This window comes from Mycobacterium sp. 2YAF39 (assembly GCF_052114565.1).
Classification (GTDB): domain Bacteria; phylum Actinomycetota; class Actinomycetes; order Mycobacteriales; family Mycobacteriaceae; genus Mycobacterium.
Window position 1 is genome coordinate 502475 of sequence record NZ_JBFREZ010000002.1, and the last position, 16849, is coordinate 519323.

Genomic DNA, 16849 nt, shown 5'->3' on the forward strand with positions numbered 1-16849 from the left:
AGAACCGCAACACCTTGTTGCATATTTGGAACAGCTGATGGAACAGAGCCTGCCCTTCGACGTCGACGCCCTGCTGGTATTCGGCAAGGTGGTCGAGAGTCGCAGCCTTTCGAAGGCGGCCGCGCTGCTCGGCATGCCCAAGTCCACGGTGAGCCGCAAGCTGACCAAACTCGAATCCGACCTCGGCATCAAGCTGCTGCGCAAGAACACGCATCAGCTCACCGTCACGGACCTCGGCGAAAAGGTCTACAGCCACGCCGTGAAGATCCTGACGGAGGCCAACGGCGTGCGCGCCCTTGTCGAGGGCAGCAGGCAAGAACCACAGGGCGAGCTGAGAGTCGCCATCCCGATCTTCCTCGGCATCGACTACGCGTCACGCGTCGGCGCTGCGTTCCTGCAGCACTATCCGCACTCGCGGCTGGACATCCGGTTGGTGGACAACCTGGTCGACCCGATCAAGGACGGGTTCGACGTGGTGTTCGGCACTGGGCCGCTTCAGGATTCGACGTTGATCGCACGAAAGGTATTCAGCCTCGAACTCTTTCTGTGCGCCTCCCCCGGATTCGTGGCGCAGTTGCCCGATCCGATCACCGATCCTGCGCAGTTGGACGACCTGCCGTTCATCGACTTCGGTTTCGGCGGGCCGCGACGCGTCAGCGTGATCAAGCACAAACGCCGATACGAGCTGTCGCCACCGATACGGGCGCGCGCCAACAACTTTCAGGTTTGCAAACAGTACATCCTGCAGGGACTCGGTATCGGCGCCATGCCCACGCAGATCATCTGCACGACCGAACTGCGCGAGGGCAGCATCGTGCCCGTCCTGCCGGAGTGGAAGCTCGAGGCGATGGACGTGCACATGATCTATCCGTTTGAGCTCTCGTTCTCGACACTCATCAGTGCGTTCTACGAGACGGCCTGCGAGATCATCGTCGAGAACTCCGCGCGAAGTTAGGGTGAGGTGAATGTTCAAGCAGGTGTGTTTCTTCCGCAAACGGCCGGACATGACGATGGACGAGTTCATCGACTACTACGAGAATCAGCACTCCCGGCTGTCCGCCCGGATGCGGCGTTCGCCGTCGATCCCCAACGCGGTGCGCTACGTGCGGCGCTACCTCACCCCGGAACTCAATCCGGTCACCGGTGAGGTGGTCGATCCCGGCTACCACTGCATCATGGAGATCTGGTGGAACAGCCGCGAGGACTTCGAGAACTCCCAGCGCATCATCGCCGACCCCGAACGCCTGCCGGACATCATGGCAGATGAGGCGAAACTCTTTGCCACACACAGCAACCCGATGTGCTCGGTGGTGGAGTACGACTCGCCGATGGGTCCGGCGGGACAGATACCGCGCGTAGAACTGGTCTACGAAGACTGAAGGTCATCCTCGGCGAACACGTCGATGGGTGCGACCGGAGTCAGCATCACCACCGGGATGTGGCGCGTCGTGGCCCTCTGGTAACTGATGTAGGGCGGATAGACCCGCGCCATGAAGTCCCAGATTTTGTGCCGCTCTTCACCTTCGGGTTCGCGCCAGGACGCGCGGAAGGCCTGGGTGGCGATCTGGATGTCGACTTCGTCGCTGGCGCGAATGTTGAGATACCACTCGGGGTTTTCGTCGGCGCCACCTTTCGACGCCACGATCACGACCTCGCCGCCGACATCGCCGTAGATCAGCGGGGTGATCTGCGTCTTTCCGGATTTACGGCCTCTCACCCTGATCAGGCAGTGGGTGGTGAACCCGTGGCCGCCGACCTCACTGAGGTCCATCACATGACCCTGTGCACCGCCTGAACGCAGGTACACCTCGCGGTGCTGGGCGGCCCAGTCGCGGCGTTCCTGCCGGATGGCCGCTGCCGACTCGTTGCTCATTGGCTTCTTCCTGATCAGCTGGTCTCGCCAAAATACATATCATGGCGCTCATGGCCGAATTGCTGAATGGGATCCCGCGGGTCGACGCGACGGCCACGCCGCCCCTGATGCTGCGGATCATCACCCGCATCCTCTCAACCGACGCAGGCTCAGCAGTGCACCGCCGCGTCATGGCGCCACTCGACCTCCCCTTGATGCGCGCGACAGGGGGCCGCCTGCACTTCGGCAAGGGAACGATCCCGATTGTCGTATTGCGCTCGACCGGAGCCAAGTCCGGAATTGCGCGCGACGTGCCGCTCGGCTACTTCACCGAGGGGGACGACGTCATCCTGATCGCCTCGAACTGGGGTCAGAACCGGCATCCGAACTGGTACTACAACCTGCTGAAAAGCCCGCAATGCCAATTGTTTCCAGAAGGCCGCACCGACGGTGGCGGTCACTTCTACGCCCGCCTCACCCAGGGCGAAGACCATGACCGCCTGTTGGCGCTCGCAGCAGGCTATGCACCCAACTTCGGGGCGTACGCGGTGAAAACAGACGGCATCCGCACGATCAACGTGTTCCGCTTGTCGCCTGCGTAGCGTGGTTTAGTCCGCCGCCGGCCGGGAGAACCTCCACAGATGCAGACCAACGATCCTCCGGCGACGCCCAAGGACGCCACCAAGGCCACCGATGACCAGCGGGACATGCAGGACAAGCTGAATCACCGAAACGACGATCCGGACGCCCCTGGTGGGCATCAGACGAAGGACCAGGTCGCCGACGAGACCTAGCCCGGGGTCACCTGCCGTGTGTGGCGAAGAACTGCCCACTGGCGTTGGAGGCGTCCATCCAGGTGTGGCCACCACCGTCGACCTGGACGAATGACACCTCGGTGCCGTCGGCGCAGCCGGCTGACGTGAACCGGGTAATGCCCGGCGCCGGGGAATCCTGGGTGGGCGCCGGGCATCCGTCCAGGTCGCGCCACCGCTGCGAAAACGCCGGCGCCGACACGATGTCGCTCGCCCCGCCACGCCCCACCATCGAGCCACCGTTGAACGGCACGACGTTGTCGGCCGTCCCGTGGATGGTGAGGACCGAGACGGGCTGCGATGGATTGCACGGGAACGCGGAGCCGAGCGTCCCGGCGACCGAGACGACGGCAGAGAAGACGTCTGCACGACTACAGGCCAGCCGGTTGGCCATGAACGCGCCCGCCGACATTCCGGTGGCGAACACGTGGCCGCTGTCGATGCCGTAGTCCTGCGTGAGTCGATCGGCGAGCGCCGTCAGGAAACCGACGTCGTCGACACCCTGGCGGTCGGGGACCGATGCGCCGCGTCCGTCGGCCCAGCTGAGGTCGATGCCGTCGGGATAGGCCACAACGAAACCGTGCTGATCAGCGATGGCGTTGTAGTTCGTCACGGCCGCTTGAGACGCGGCGGTCATCCCGGCGCCGTGCAGGTTGATCACGAGGCCGGTGGGGTGCTCGAGTCCTGGTGGGACGTGTACGAGGTAGCTGCGCTGCAGTCCGCCGAAGTTCAAACCGGCGGGAAAGTCCCCGCCCTGAACCGCCGCGGCATGGGCACCACCTGACACGGCGAAACTCAGCAGGACGGCCACCAGGACCGTCATGCGCCCCATCACCTGCATGTTCAGCACCCCCGGTCGCGACATGACACCCGACCGTACGGATGCCCGTTGTGGTTGCGCAACCAACCGGAGGGCTCCGTGAGATGAAATCCGCTCCTAGCCGACGGCGAATAGCTCGAGCTGAATGTTGTCTGGATCGCGGAAAACCACCGTTGCGAAGGGGAACGGCTGATCCCCCACCCGGATGCCGGAATGCGCGATGCCGAGCTCGTCGAGCCGCGCCGTCCACGCCTCGAGGTCTGCGCGCGAGGCGACGTTCAGCGCCACGTGGTCCAGTCCCGTACGGGCTTCGTCGAAGCGCTGCCCGTTGTTGCCGGTGTTCGTGTGCAGGCCGATCACGACGCCCGAGCGCGGGTCGACCAGCAGCTCGCCGTAGCCGGTGTCCTCGCACTCGTAGTGCGGAAACTTCATCGGCACCCGGTCAGCCCCGAGCAGCCGCTGGTACCAGGCCAGGCTGGCCTCCAAATCAGTCACGGTGACGGAAATATGGTGGATTCCGGTGATGCCGGGGGTTGCATGTTCGCTCACGTCTGGCTCCATATCGATGGTCATATCAGAACAATCGCCACGCGCCCGTGCCATCTACGCGGATTGCGGGCGAGTCCGGCGGTGGCACCAACTGGTTTCAGCAGGCCGATCTGCGGGTATAGCCTTCCGCACGAGAGGTTCAGATCCGAGCCGCGTCACCCACGGCAATACCGGATAGGGGCCCTCCATCGTGTCTGAAGAGACTTCCGAGTACGCCGACCTCAACGAAAAGTTGCGTCATCTCGCAACCCTCGAAGAAGGCTCGAGCGCATACCGACGTCAACGCGACGAAATCATCCAGCGGGCATTGCCGCTCGCGAATCACATCGCACGTCGTTTCAGAAACCGCGGAGAACCGGTCGACGATCTCGTCCAGGCGGCCCGCGTCGGCTTGGTCAACGCCGTCAACCGCTTCGACCCCGAGAACGGCGCGGACTTCCTCGCCTTCGCCGTGCCGACGATGATGGGCGAGGTTCGCCGCCACTTCCGCGATTACGGATGGGCAGTCAAAGTTCCCCGTCGCCTGAAAGACCTTCAGGGGCAGATGGTCAAGGCCCGCGGTGCGCTGTCCCAGGAACTGAATCGCGCACCGACGGCGACGGAGATCGCCAAGCATCTCGACATCGACCGTGAATCGGTGATCGAAGCGACCATCGCGAGCAGCAACTACACCACCCTGTCGACCGACATCCAGCCCGGACCGGACGACGAATATCGCGGTATCGGCGACACTCTCGGCGACATCGATCCCAACCTGGACAAGGTGATCGCCCTCGAGACCGTGCGTCCGTTGATCGCCGCCCTGCCCAGCCGCGAGCAGACCGTCCTGAAGCTTCGCTTCTTCGAGAACCTGACGCAGACGCAGATTGCAGAACGCATGGGCTATTCGCAGATGCATGTCTCGCGGCTCATCGCGAAGGCACTGGACACGCTGCGCAACCAGGTGCGTGATCCGGACGAGGCGGATTCGCGCAGGCTCGCAGTCACCGCCTAATTGCGATTTCGGCGTGCGAAGTACGGCTGAGCGTGACTCAGCACGCCGAAATCACTCTTTTTAGAAACTGCCAAGGTCGCCGGCGGATCCTTCCGTCATGACTCAGGTCGCGGTGCTGCCGCTCGCGGCAAAAGTGGTGCGCAAATGCTCGGCGAACGCCGGAACGTTGACGCGGTTGGCCGCATTCACGGTGGGACGTCCCAAGGTGGTCCTCGGCGCGCTCGTGCTCCTGCTGGGGCTCAGCATCTTGGTCGGCAGCGGCGTATCCGACAAGCTCGGCGTGGGCGGCTACAACGCCCCCGCGTCCGAGTCGACGCATGCTGCCGATGTCCTCGACCAGAACTTCGGCACGACCGCAAACCTGGTCGTCCAGCTGTTGCCACGGGAAGGCACCGTCGACGGCCCCGAGGCGGCCGAGGTGGCCCGTCAGGTGGCAGACGTCGTGAAGGCCGAACCGAAGGCAAAGGTGACCCGGTCGTTCACCGACGAATCGGCCACCGACCTACGCAGCAGGGACGGCCGCTCCGGTCTGATACTCGTCCACGTCAGCGGCACCGCCGACGAGGCGGCCGACACCGCAAAACGGATGATCGCAGCCCTGCCCGCCGACCCGAACGTCGACATACGGGCCGGTGGCACCCTCGGTGTCCAACAGGAGATCCGGGCCAAGGTCAAACACGACATCAAGATCAGCGAAAGTATCGCGTTGCCCGTCTCGCTGGCTGTGCTGGTCATCGTGTTCGGCGGGCTCATCGCCGCCTTCCTGCCCATCGTCGTCGGCATCACATCGATCGTCACGACGTTGCTCGTGCTCGTGCTCATGACGCAAGTCACCGAGGTGTCGACGCATGCGCTCACCGTCGCAACGGCATTCGGCCTCGGGCTGTCCATCGATTTCGGCCTGCTGATGGTGTCGCGGTTCCGGGAAGAACGCTACAGCGGTAAAGACCACGATGCAGCGATCATCGCAACGGTCGCCACCGCGGGTCGCACGATCATCTTCAGCGCGGCGACCGTCACCCTGGCCATGATGTCGCTGCTGGTGTTCCCCACCTACTTCCTGCGGTCCGTCGGCATCGCCGCGAGCGCGACCGTCATCCTGTCGGCATTGAGCGCAATCATCGTGCTCCCCGCGATGTTGGCACTCCTGGGAAAGCGCATCGACTCGCTGGCGATCATCCGGCGCAAGACCCCCCTTTCCGCTGATTCTGCGTTCTGGCGGCGATTCGCCCAGGCAGTCATCCACCGCCCGCTGGTCTATGCCCTGCCCGTCGTCGTGGTGCTGATCGGGCTCGGAATTCCTTTCCTGAAGGTGCAATTCACCAACCCCGACGAGCGCGCGCTGCCCACCGACTCGAACGCGCGCCTGGTGGCCGAGTCGCTCCAGCAGGACTATCCGATCGATCCTTCGCAAGCGATCACCCTGGTAACCCAGAACGACGCAGGCGTCCTGGACACCCTTGCCGCCCAGGTATCCCAGATGCACGACGTAATCCTGGTCGACGGTTCGATCGGCAAGTTCAAGCGCGGTGCGCGCGCCGGCCAAGCCCCGCCGACCGAGAACAACGGCGCCGCCTACGCGCTGGCGTACCTTTCCGTGGATGCGGATTCGCAAGCAGCAGAACAACTTGTACACGACATCCGCGCAAAGATCACCGACAAGCAGGTCGAGGTGGGCGGCTCGACTGCCACGCTCCTCGACAGTCGCCAGGCCATCGCCGAGCGGTTGCCGTGGGCGATCGGGCTGATCGCGGTCTTCACCTTCATCCTGCTCTTCCTTTTCACCGGCAGCGTTGTCGTGCCTGCGAAAGCGCTACTGCTGAACCTGCTCGTGCTGTCCGGCGTTCTCGGCATCATGGTGTGGATCTTCCAGGAAGGACACCTGTCGTCGCTGCTCGGGTTCACGCCCGCGCCGCTCAATCTGTCGATGGTTGTGCTCCTCTGCGCCATTGCGTTCAGCCTGTCGGTCGACTATGAGATCTTCCTGCTCAGCCGTATCAAAGAGGCCCGGGACTCCGGCATGTCGAACAACGACGCGATCGTCGTCGGGCTCGGCCGAGTCGGCCGGATCGTCACCAGCGCCGCACTTCTGCTGACCATCACGCTGGTCTCGTTCGCCAACGGCATGTCGTTCATGAAAATGTTCGGCATCGGCACCGCGCTGGCGGTCGTCATTGACGCGACAATCATTCGCGCCGTCGTCGTGCCCGCATTCCTCCGTGTCGCAGGCGATTTCAACTGGTGGGCGCCGAAACCGTTGCGGTGGCTGCATTCCCGCATCGGCATCAGCGAGGCGCTGTCGTTCGCCGTGGAGGAGGCGACGGGAGATGTGTCGCAACAGGCTGCCACGGCGACGGTCCGGCTGCGCACGCTGCGGCCGGTCGACATCGCCCGCCAGGTCGAGCTTGTCGCCGGTCGTCACCTGGTGGCGAGTGTGAACGGCACCGTGATCGTGGTCGCCAACCGCAATTCGCTGTCCCAGCAGGCGATGGCCGCCAAACAGATGTCGCAGCTCGTCGAGATCGTCCGGCGGACCGAACCCGCGATGTTGGTGCACGCGTGCTCACAGCTCACCCAGAGCGGCACCTGGAGCCGCAGCCTCGCAGAGGTGGGCATCGTCATTCCCACGGCCACCGGCCTGGAGGTCTTTGTGTGCGGTGGCGTGACCGTGGCCCTGGACGACGGCAAGCAAGTCACCCTCATCGAAGGACGTAACCGTTGCCTGCATGAATCCGTACCGACGCCCCGCGTCGCGGCCGTGGTCACCGTTGACGAACTGGGCAACCGGCCCGCCGTCGCGCCGCCGACCCGCCACGGCTTCCACACGCTTCCTGACGGCATTGTTCCGGGTCGGGGTGCGGTGGTGTGGTCGACGGCTTGGGCATCGAAGCCACCGCCCACACGATGGGTGGTCTTCGATGGCGACTCCCGGTACGAAATCGACCGCGACTGTGTGATCGGCCGCGATCCGCACAATTCCGAAGCCGCACTGCAGGGCCTTCGCCCATTGCGCATCGACGACAGCTCGGGCCTGATGTCTCGCGCCCACATGGAGATTCGGCTCGTCGACGGCGACCTGGTCGTCGTCGATCGGAACTCGACCAACGGCGTGCTGATCCGCGAGGCCGGACAGCAGGCCTGGACGCCGCTCACCCCGTGGCAACCGGCGGTCGTCCCGATCGGCGCCTCCGTTCGCGTCGGCGGGCGCACGCTCCGCGTCCAAACGCACACGGCATCTGTCCCGCAGCAGCGCCCGCACGCTCGTGCGCACGCCGTATCGGTTTAACCGCTGCCGGCGCGGCCCGGTGCGGGTGGCGAACATGGTCAAACAACGACGAGCTCCGAGTGTCCTGACGGCTGTCGTGAATGCGCCTGAACAGGGCCTTGTGTGACATCCAGGCAATACGTGCGGGACGCCAGTCGCTTTCTTCATGCCCACTGACGCTTCTTCCTCAAACACACCGTCCAGTGTCGGGTTGAGGCAGCAATTGAGCGCTGGGCGTGAGACATCACAGCGCACAGCGGCCGGGGGCTGAGCCGCCCGGCCGCTGTGCTCGAGGTGACGCGTATCTGAAGCCGTCAGTAGTCGGCGGCGGCTTTCCGCACAACGGAGTCGAGCTCCTCTGCGAGCAAGAACCGCTCGGCCACAAGGGATTCAGCAGCACTGCGGGCTGCGGCGAGGTAGTCGTCGTACGACGGATAGCGTTCGGTGACCGAGGGCCGTCCCGGCGGGAAGGCCAGCTTGCTGCCGACCCGCTCGTAGAGCACATCGGGGAGCTCGTCGATGTGCCGCCGGGGATTCCAGCCTGTGTAGGCGGCCAGCGGCGCGGCGACGGAAGGCAACCGGATGCCTGCTACTTCATTTCCGTCCTCATCGACGGCCGATACCAGGTCGACGTATGGCACGCCCAGTTTGACGGGCCAGAGGCCGATACCGCGATGGGCGTTGGGGCCGAGGTCGATGCGCCGCGCGTGCGGGAGTGCCGAGGGATCCGGAGCGGTGGTATAGCTGAAGACCGACAGGACTTCCTTTCGCGCGACGGCCGTCCCGTCGCTGGTTCTCGGCACCTGACTGTGTGGGGGTTCGATACCTTCGCACACCCAGTCCTCCAACACGACGAGCAGCGCTCGGTTCACGGGTGTGACGTCCAGGCGGTGTGCCGGATTGGCGGTCGGCAGGGCCGCCTTGAGCTTGCTGCTGCCGAAGTGGTCGGTGCCGGCCAGCAGGTACGTGCGGACATCGGGGTCCTCAGGCAGGTCCGCGCCGGTATGTGGGTCGACGTGTAGCAGTGCGCCGCCACTATTCCAGTACTCGGTCGCGCTGTTGGTGAAGATGGCTTTCGGTACGCCGCCCAACTCTCGTTGCCGGGCAAGCAGATCGGCGGCCCCGAACGGCGCCGTGTTCCCGAAACCGATGACTCCTGCCATCGATGGCTGTGCGTACCGGTGATTGAACTCTCCGGTGGTTGCACTCGCGAACTCGCTGAACACGCCGTCGAAAACGGTCATGCCGGACTCGTCGACATTCAGTCCTTCCGAAAGGAATTGACGAATGAGCCGGCCCGCCTGCGAGACACCATACGCAAAGGCGTGATCGATGCCGTCACTACGCAGATGCGAGACGATGTCGCGGATGGCCAGCAGACCGCAGCCGACGACGGGGGTCCGCGAAGTCCGGTACACCAACTCGTACCAGTGGAACGGGCGGAAACCACCGTCGAGCATCAGGTGGGTCTCATCGGTGAACCGCCAGTTCTCCCTTGGGATTGTGGCGGACTCGGCGTCCGGTGCGGTGCGCACGGTCAGGACAGCCTCGGGATCGTCGACGTCCACCGTCGGGTAGTCGGTGAATGTGAACAGCGCCTCGGCGCCGGCGGGCAGCGCGTCGATCTCGGGCACCGTGAAGCTGAGGGGGTGATCGTCACTTGCACTGTCTGATCGCCACTCCAGGCGCATGAATCCCGGTGGCACATGGGCCGCTGGAGCCGATATGCCCAGGATCGCGGGTCCGCGTCGGACGTCCCACTGCCAACCGCACGACGCGATGGTGTAGCCGCGGTCCAATAGGAAGTCGTTCTTCAACCACGGTGCCAGTGTCGGTACGCCGCGGTTGGGGGCAACGAAGAGCAGCTTGCCGTTGCCACCGTCGGTCGGGCGAAGAACTTTCAGGTCCGCGTCGAAGCGCACCAGCCCGTCGGCATCGCGGGGAGCGAGCTCGAGGTCGACGATGCGTTCGTTCGCCAAGAGCTCGGGGTCGACGGCGAAGTCGACGGTCGCCTCCACCCACTCGTAGCGGGTGTCGGAATGGGGGTAAACCGTGTTGACGCGAACCGACTCGACGGCCATTTCCCCTCCTTCAATTTCGTTCGGGCTGTGGTTGGTCAGTTAGAAATCTGCGATTCGGAACTTGGAGGTTTCTAAACGGCGTCGCATCAGGCCGGCACGGCTTCGAGTGCCCGTGGCCCCGGCCGCCGAGACAGCGCTTTGTCGAGGAAGTCGCCGATGAGTCCTACGACGGTGTCGGGGCACTGCACCTGTGGCTGGTGGCCCACCCCCGGAAGGACGTGAAGCTCGCTACCCGCAATCGCGTCATGCGCCGAATACGCGTGTGCGACAGGGATGCAACGGTCCTGATCGCCAAAGATGATCAGCGTCGGCAGGTCCGCTCGCAGTCGGTCCAGCGCGCACACCGCTTGGCCACGATGGTCGACCACCGAGCGCAACGTCCGCAGAAACGCGGCGCGACTGTGTCGATCCGACAGCGCCGCTTGCCCTTTCAGCGTCTCGCTGTATCTGGTGACCTCCCGGCCCGCCGACAGCGCGCGCCTACGCAGCGCCTTACCCACCTGGACCGCCGGCCGCGACGCGATCACCTGCAGCGCGATTTCCGAACCGGGCAGCGACAACACCCGCAAGAGCTTGCCCAGGTCGGGACCGAGGCCGCCGCTGCTGATCAGTACGAGCCGGCGGCAGTACTCCTTGTGCTGATGCGCGAATTGCAGGGCCACCCCGCCGCCGAACGAGTGGCCGATCACCGTGGCCTCGCGAATGTCAAGAGCCTCGAGGAAGTCGCGCAGCCACACCGCGAACGCGCCAAGCGAGTAGTCGCCCCGTGGTTTGTCGGACTGCCCGTGGCCGAGGAGGTCGACGGCGACGACGCGGTACCGTTTCGCGAGTTTGTGCACCACGTCGCCCCAGCAGTCCAGGTTTCCGCCGATGCCGTGGATCAGCAACAACACGTCGCCGGAGCCCTCGTCCAGGTACGCCACGCGGTTGCCGTGCAAGGTCAGCACACGGCGACTCGTCGTACCGTCCGTTGCCAAATCCGTGACTGTCGCCATGGTGTCCTCCTCACTTCTCTCAAGTCGATGAGGGGACTCTGCGCATCGCGACTTGGAAGTTTCTTAACGGCCGCGCAATACCGGGCCATACCTGCCGAAACTCAGCGGGACCGGGCGTATCCGCGTTAAGAAAGCAGGGTGACTACGGCACCTGAGGCATTCACCACGGCCGGCGACGGCGGCGTCCGAATCGTCGGTGACCGGATCGGCGATCCCGCGGCTCCGGCCGTGGTGTTCCTGCACGGCGGCGGCCAGACCCGCCGGTCCTGGGGCCGCGCCGCCGCCGCGGTGGCCGAACGCGGCTGGCAGGCCATCACCCTCGACTTCCGTGGCCACGGCGAGTCCGACTGGTCCACCGTCGGGGATTATCGGGTCACCTCATTCGCCCGCGATGTGCTCGAGGTGCTGCGTGACCTGCCGCCGAAGCCAGTGCTGGTCGGCGCGTCGCTCGGGGGTTTCACCTCGATGCTTCTCGAGGGCGAGATCGCACCAGGGACGGCGCGCGCCATCGTGCTCGTCGACATCGTGCCCGACATGGATGAGTCAGGCGCGTCGCGGATTCATGACTTCATGTACGACCGCATGAAGTCGGGCTTCGACTCGCTGGACGAAGTCGCCGACATGATCCAGGAGTACAACCCGCACCGGCCGCGGCCCACCGACCTGGATGGTCTCCGGGCGAACCTGCGGCGCCGGGGCGACCGCTGGTACTGGCACTGGGACCCGAAGTTCATCGACGGCACATCGGCACTTCCGCCCATCGAAGTAACTGACGTCGATCGCATGCACGCCGCCGTCCAGTCGATCATCGACGCCGGTGTGCCCGTGCTGCTGGTGCGAGGCCAGGTGAGCGACCTCGTCACGCAAGAACGAGCCGACGCGTTTCTCGTCAGATTCCCCGCAATCGACTTCGTCGACGTCGGCGGCGCCGGGCACATGGTCGCCGGAGATCGCAACGACCTCTTCGCAGGCGCGGTCGTCGACTTTCTCGACCGGCATTCCGGCTAGGTCGAAACGCCGGCCTCGCGGTCACCGAGGATGGTCTGCATCCGACGCCTCGAGGCGGGCGTCTGGATGGATTGCGGCCACCAGAACCACCTACCCATCAGCGCGGCAATCGATGGCGTCATGAACGACCGCACGATCAGAGTGTCGAAGAGGAGTCCCACCGCGATGGTGCTGCCGACCTGTGCGATGCTCCGTAGGTCGCCGAACAGGAACGACCCCATGGTGGCTGCGAAAACCAGGCCGGCCGATGTCACGACCGAACCGGAACCCGCCATCGCGCGGATGATGGCCGTCTTGAGCCCGTGGTGGAGCTCTTCCTTGAACCGCGAGACGATCAGCAGGTTGTAGTCGGAACCGACCGCCAGCAACAGGATCACGGACATCACCAGAACGATCCAGTGCAGCCGGATGCCTAGGAGGTGCTGCCAGACAAGCACCGAGAGTCCGAATGACGTACCAAGTGACAGCAGAACCGTTCCCACGATCACCGCCGATGCGACGATGCTCCGGGTGATGATCAGCATGATGACGAAAATCAGTGCCGCAGCGGACATCCCAGCGATCAGCAGGTCGAAGTTCGATCCGTCCTGCATATCCTTATATGTGGCCGCGGTGCCACCGAGAAAGATGGTGGAGCCTTCGAGTGGGGTGCCCTTGATGGCTTCCTTGGCGGCCTGCTTGATCGCGTTGATGCGCGAAATGCCCTCCGGCGTGGCCGGATCGCCCTCGTGTTCGATGATGAACCGGACCGACTTGCCGTCGGGTGAGATGAAGTTCTTCATGCCGCGCTTGAAGTCCGCGTTGTCGAATACCTCTGGCGGAAGATAGAACGAGTCATCGTTCATCGAGTCGTCGAAAGCGTCACCCATCGCCGACGAGTTCTCTTGCTGCGCCGCCTGCTGATCCTGCATGCCCTTCTGCGTGGCATACATGGTCAGCATCATCGTCTTCATCGTTTTCATCGTCGCGATCTGCGCCGGCATCAGCGCGACGAGCTGCGGCATGAGCGTGTCCAGATGCTCGAGCTCCGGCACCAGCTGTTGGATGTCGTCGGTCATGATGTCGACACCGTCGAGGGTGTCGAAGATCGACCGGATCGACCAGCAGACCGGAATGTCGAAGCAGTGCGGTTCCCAGTAGAGGTAATTGCGCATCGGCCGGAAGAAATCGTCGAAATTGGCGATGTTGTCGCGCAAGGCTGCGACGTCGACGGTCATGGCCTTGGTCTTGGCGACCATGCTGTGGGTGACGGCCGCCATCTGCTCGGTCAACGCCGACATCTGAGTGAGCGTGTCGATCGTCTTCTGCATCTCGTCGGCCTGAACCAGCATGTCGGCCATGCGGTCCTGGTTGTACTTCTGGTTCATCTGGTTCGTCGTGCCCTGCATGCTCAGCAGGAACGGGATCGTCGTGTGTTCGATCGGCTTTCCGTCGGGACGCGTGATGGTCTGCACGCGCGCGATGCCCGGCACCGTGAAGATCGCCTTGGCGATCTTGTTGATCACCAGGAAGTCCGCCGAGTTCCTCAAGTCGTGATCGCTTTCGACCATCATCAGCTCGGGATTCATCCTGGCGGCGTCGAAGTGGCGGTCCGCAACGGAGTATCCGATGTTGGCCGGAGTGTCGGCGGGCATGAAATGGCGTCCGTCGTAGTCGGTCTTGTAGCCCGGCAGCGCCAGAAGTCCGATCAGCGCAAGGGCGCACGTGGCGACGAGGATCGGGCCCGGCCAGCGCACGACGATCACGCCCACCCGGCGCCAGCCGCGGGAGTTGATCGCGCGTTTGGGTTCGAAGAGACCGAATCGGCCGCCGATGACGATCACGGCGGGGCCCAGCGTCAGCGCGGCGATGACGGCGACGAGGATGCCCACCGCGCATGGCACCGCCATGGTCTGGAACCACGGCAGACGGGTGAATTTCAGGCACAACAGCGCACCGGCGATGGTCAGGCCGGAACCGAGCACCACGTGTGCGGTGCCGTGAAACATCGTGTAGTACGCGGTTTCCCGGTCTTCGCCGGCTCCGCGCGCTTCTTGGTACCGGCCGATCAGGAAGATCGCATAGTCGGTGCCTGCGGCGATCGCGATGAGCGTCAACAGACTTGTGGCGAACGTCGACAGCCCCATCACACCCGCGTTCGCGAGGAACGCGACGATTCCTCGGGAGGCGCCGAGTTCGACGAAAACCATCAGCAGGATCAACACCGTCGTGGCGATCGAGCGGTAGACGATCGTCAGCATGATGAAGATGACGACGAGAGTCACGATCGTGGCCTTGGCCGCACCCTTGTCGCCGGCGACCCGCTGGTCGGCGTTCATCGCCGCGCCGCCGGTGACGTAAGCCTTCACACCCGGCGGAGCGGGTGTCTTCTCGATGATCTCGCGGACGGCCGCGATGGACTCGTTGGCCCGCGTCTCGCCCATGTTCCCGCGCAGGTACAGCTGGACGTAGGCGGATTTACCGTCGCTGCTCTGGGCGCCCGCAGCGGTCAGCGGATCGCTCCAGAAGTCCGCGATGTGCTCTATATGCTTCGGGTCCTTCTGGAACGCCTGGATCAACTGGTCGTAATAGTGATGCGCATCGGCGCCGAGAGGCTGCGCCCCTTCGAGGATGACCATCGCGTTGCTGTCGGAGTCGAACTCCTGGAAGTTCGCACCGATGCGCTGCATCGCCATGAAGGCGGGCGCGTCGTGTGCGTTCATCGACACGGTGTGGGCTTCGGCGACCTTCTCCAGCGAGGGGACGAAGACGTTGGTGACGACGGTCAGGGCCAGCCAGCCGAGCACGATGGGCACGGCAAGCACGCGAATGGCGTGCGCGATCTTCGATCGCTCCGTGGATACAGAACTCATCGTTGTACTACCGGCCCCTCACCCTTGGCCCACAAGAAGCCGCGCGTTACACCATCCGTACCGCGCGTCATATATGTAGCCAGTCAAACTGTCGCCTGTCAATTGCTGACCTCCCGGCTCTGACAGGCTGTTCACAGCATCTCCACAGGCGTCGACGCAAACGCCTTCGAGCTCCCCCGCGAATTGTTGGGATCGGTAGCCACCCCGGGTCGATGTACTTACCGCAGTGACGACGCCAAACCGGCTGCGCATGACCTAAGGAAGAAGCAATGAACATCGTGCCCACCCAAATCCAGGAGCAGATCGGCCGCGTCGATCGCAACTACAGCCTCGCCATCGGAATCAGCGCAGGCATGGCTGCGCTCTGGTCCATCTACCGGGTGTTCTGGCTGGTCTACACCGCCGCGACGTTCTCCAGCGTCGGATGGTCACCCGTTTCGCTGGTCTTCCCCTTGGTGTTCTGGGGTGTGTTCGCGGTTGGCGCCGGATTCGTCTCGGCGGCCTTCCTGCTGAGGTACTCCAAGCAACCCTGACTACTCGGTGGTGGGTAACCGGGAGGGGCCGCAGACATCTGCGGCCCCTCTTTGGTGTCATCAACCAGGCTCTTTCCTTCTGTCGCGGAAGAACCGGGCGGCTTCGACGATCGCCTCCCCCGTCGGCGACGGATTCCAGCCGAGTTCGCGAACCGCCTTCGAGTGATCCAGCGGCGTCATGATGTGCATCAGCCGGATGTTGAGCGGCGTCAGCTTGGTGTCGCGTTTGCGCAGTTTGGCGATCCAACCGCTGGGACGGCTCACAGCCGCCATGACCTTTATCGGTATCCGGCGCCGCGGCGGTGCGACACCCACCGCCGTACAACCGATTTCATGAATCTCGCGGGTGCTCATGAAACGCTCCGACACGATGTAGCGTTCGCCTGGCCTGCCACGCTCGCCCGCGAGGATCATCGCTTCGGCAGCGTCCTTGATACCGACGACCTCGGCTTCGTAGCCGTCGATGTAGAACGGCATCTTCCCGCGGACGGCCGCGGAAAGCAGACCGCCATGGGGGGTCGGCAGAAAGTCACCCGGCCCGTAGGTGTTCGACACGCACATCGCGACGGCGGGTAGACCCGTTTCGGCGTGAGACTGCAACACCATCGTCTCTGCCGCCACCCGGCTACGGATGTAGTCGCCCCCCACGTCGAGCCAATTGTGTGCCGTCCCTTCGTCGGCGAGCCCCACCGTGGAACGGCCGATGGTTCCGATCGAGCTGGTGAAGACGAACCGATGGAGATCGGCGTCGGCGGCCACATCGAGGACGCCGCGCAGTCCGTCGACATTGGTGCGCCACATCGGTGTCGGGTCGAGAAGCCATGGCCGCGCGTCGACGACGCAGTAGTAGACGACGTCGCATCCGCGCATGGCCGAGCGCAGGCTGTGCAGATCGAAGATGTCACCGTGGTGGACGTCGACCCCCAACCCGTCGATACCCCGCGTCGAACTGGTACTGCGAATGAGCACCCGCACGTCCTCGCCCCGCGCCACGAGCTGTTTGGTGACGTGCGACCCGAGGAATCCGCTGGCGCCGATGACGAGCTTCTTCGATGCCATTGACCGCCCTGTCTCAGATCCCCGCGGTG

The 16849-nt window shown here is 64.3% G+C and carries 15 protein-coding genes; 8 read left to right on the forward strand and 7 right to left on the reverse strand.

Going from position 1 to position 16849, the window contains the following annotated elements; translation table 11 throughout:
- The first annotated feature begins 37 nt into the window (after positions 1 to 37).
- Together AB4Z42_RS07880 and AB4Z42_RS07885 are read left to right on the forward strand one after the other, a co-directional pair.
- Positions 38 to 955: a LysR family transcriptional regulator gene (locus AB4Z42_RS07880; protein ID WP_442008563.1), complete on the forward strand. Its 918-nt coding sequence runs from the start codon at positions 38 to 40 to the stop codon at positions 953 to 955.
- A 10-nt stretch (positions 956 to 965) separates the two neighbouring features.
- A complete protein-coding gene (locus AB4Z42_RS07885) occupies positions 966 to 1379 on the forward strand; it encodes an EthD domain-containing protein (protein ID WP_442008564.1) in 414 nt (137 codons plus the stop codon).
- On the opposite strand, the gene AB4Z42_RS07890 is transcribed toward AB4Z42_RS07885, so the two are convergent.
- Entirely contained in the window at positions 1367 to 1873 is a 507-nt protein-coding gene (locus tag AB4Z42_RS07890; protein WP_442008565.1) for a nitroreductase/quinone reductase family protein, read from the reverse strand. The genes AB4Z42_RS07885 and AB4Z42_RS07890 overlap by 13 nt on opposite strands.
- A gap of 50 nt (positions 1874 to 1923) precedes the next feature.
- Between AB4Z42_RS07890 and AB4Z42_RS07895 the strand changes: the two genes are divergently transcribed.
- Complete coding sequence (locus AB4Z42_RS07895) at positions 1924 to 2454, forward strand: nitroreductase/quinone reductase family protein (protein WP_442008566.1); 531 nt, start codon at positions 1924 to 1926, stop codon at positions 2452 to 2454.
- A 39-nt stretch (positions 2455 to 2493) separates the two neighbouring features.
- Complete coding sequence (locus tag AB4Z42_RS07900) at positions 2494 to 2646, forward strand: hypothetical protein (protein WP_442008567.1); 153 nt, start codon at positions 2494 to 2496, stop codon at positions 2644 to 2646.
- Positions 2647 to 2653: 7 nt separating this feature from the next.
- Here the strand turns inward: AB4Z42_RS07900 and AB4Z42_RS07905 are convergent, their stop codons facing one another.
- Positions 2654 to 3529, reverse strand: coding sequence for an extracellular catalytic domain type 1 short-chain-length polyhydroxyalkanoate depolymerase (locus tag AB4Z42_RS07905; RefSeq protein WP_442008568.1), 876 nt, complete (start codon positions 3527 to 3529; stop codon positions 2654 to 2656).
- Between the two features lie 72 nt (positions 3530 to 3601).
- A complete protein-coding gene (locus tag AB4Z42_RS07910; RefSeq protein ID WP_442008882.1) occupies positions 3602 to 4045 on the reverse strand; it encodes a VOC family protein in 444 nt (147 codons plus the stop codon).
- Positions 4046 to 4223: 178 nt separating this feature from the next.
- Between AB4Z42_RS07910 and AB4Z42_RS07915 the strand changes: the two genes are divergently transcribed.
- Positions 4224 to 5027, forward strand: coding sequence for a SigB/SigF/SigG family RNA polymerase sigma factor (locus tag AB4Z42_RS07915; protein ID WP_442008569.1), 804 nt, complete (start codon positions 4224 to 4226; stop codon positions 5025 to 5027).
- A gap of 97 nt (positions 5028 to 5124) precedes the next feature.
- On the forward strand, positions 5125 to 8313 hold the full coding sequence (locus AB4Z42_RS07920) for an MMPL family transporter (protein ID WP_442008570.1): 3189 nt from the start codon (positions 5125 to 5127) through the stop codon (positions 8311 to 8313).
- A 293-nt stretch (positions 8314 to 8606) separates the two neighbouring features.
- Here the strand turns inward: AB4Z42_RS07920 and AB4Z42_RS07925 are convergent, their stop codons facing one another.
- Both AB4Z42_RS07925 and AB4Z42_RS07930 read right to left on the reverse strand, forming a co-directional pair.
- Entirely contained in the window at positions 8607 to 10373 is a 1767-nt protein-coding gene (locus AB4Z42_RS07925; protein ID WP_442008571.1) for an alpha/beta hydrolase domain-containing protein, read from the reverse strand.
- 86 nt (positions 10374 to 10459) lie between these two features.
- Entirely contained in the window at positions 10460 to 11368 is a 909-nt protein-coding gene (locus AB4Z42_RS07930; protein ID WP_442008572.1) for an alpha/beta fold hydrolase, read from the reverse strand.
- Positions 11369 to 11506: 138 nt separating this feature from the next.
- On the opposite strand from AB4Z42_RS07930, the gene AB4Z42_RS07935 reads away from it, so the two are divergent.
- A complete protein-coding gene (locus tag AB4Z42_RS07935) occupies positions 11507 to 12376 on the forward strand; it encodes an alpha/beta fold hydrolase (protein ID WP_442008573.1) in 870 nt (289 codons plus the stop codon).
- Here the strand turns inward: AB4Z42_RS07935 and AB4Z42_RS07940 are convergent.
- Positions 12373 to 15228 carry an MMPL/RND family transporter gene (locus AB4Z42_RS07940; RefSeq protein ID WP_442008574.1) on the reverse strand — a complete coding sequence of 952 codons (2856 nt, stop codon included), beginning with the start codon at positions 15226 to 15228 and terminating at the stop codon, positions 12373 to 12375. The two genes, AB4Z42_RS07935 and AB4Z42_RS07940, sit on opposite strands and share 4 nt — an antisense overlap.
- A gap of 269 nt (positions 15229 to 15497) precedes the next feature.
- Here AB4Z42_RS07940 and AB4Z42_RS07945 point away from each other — a divergent pair, with 269 nt between their 5' ends.
- Positions 15498 to 15761, forward strand: a complete 264-nt coding sequence (locus AB4Z42_RS07945) for a hypothetical protein (protein WP_442008575.1) — start codon at positions 15498 to 15500, stop codon at positions 15759 to 15761.
- A 60-nt stretch (positions 15762 to 15821) separates the two neighbouring features.
- Here the strand turns inward: AB4Z42_RS07945 and AB4Z42_RS07950 are convergent, their stop codons facing one another.
- Positions 15822 to 16820: an NAD-dependent epimerase/dehydratase family protein gene (locus tag AB4Z42_RS07950; RefSeq protein ID WP_442008576.1), complete on the reverse strand. Its 999-nt coding sequence runs from the start codon at positions 16818 to 16820 to the stop codon at positions 15822 to 15824.
- Positions 16821 to 16849: the final 29 nt, after the last annotated feature.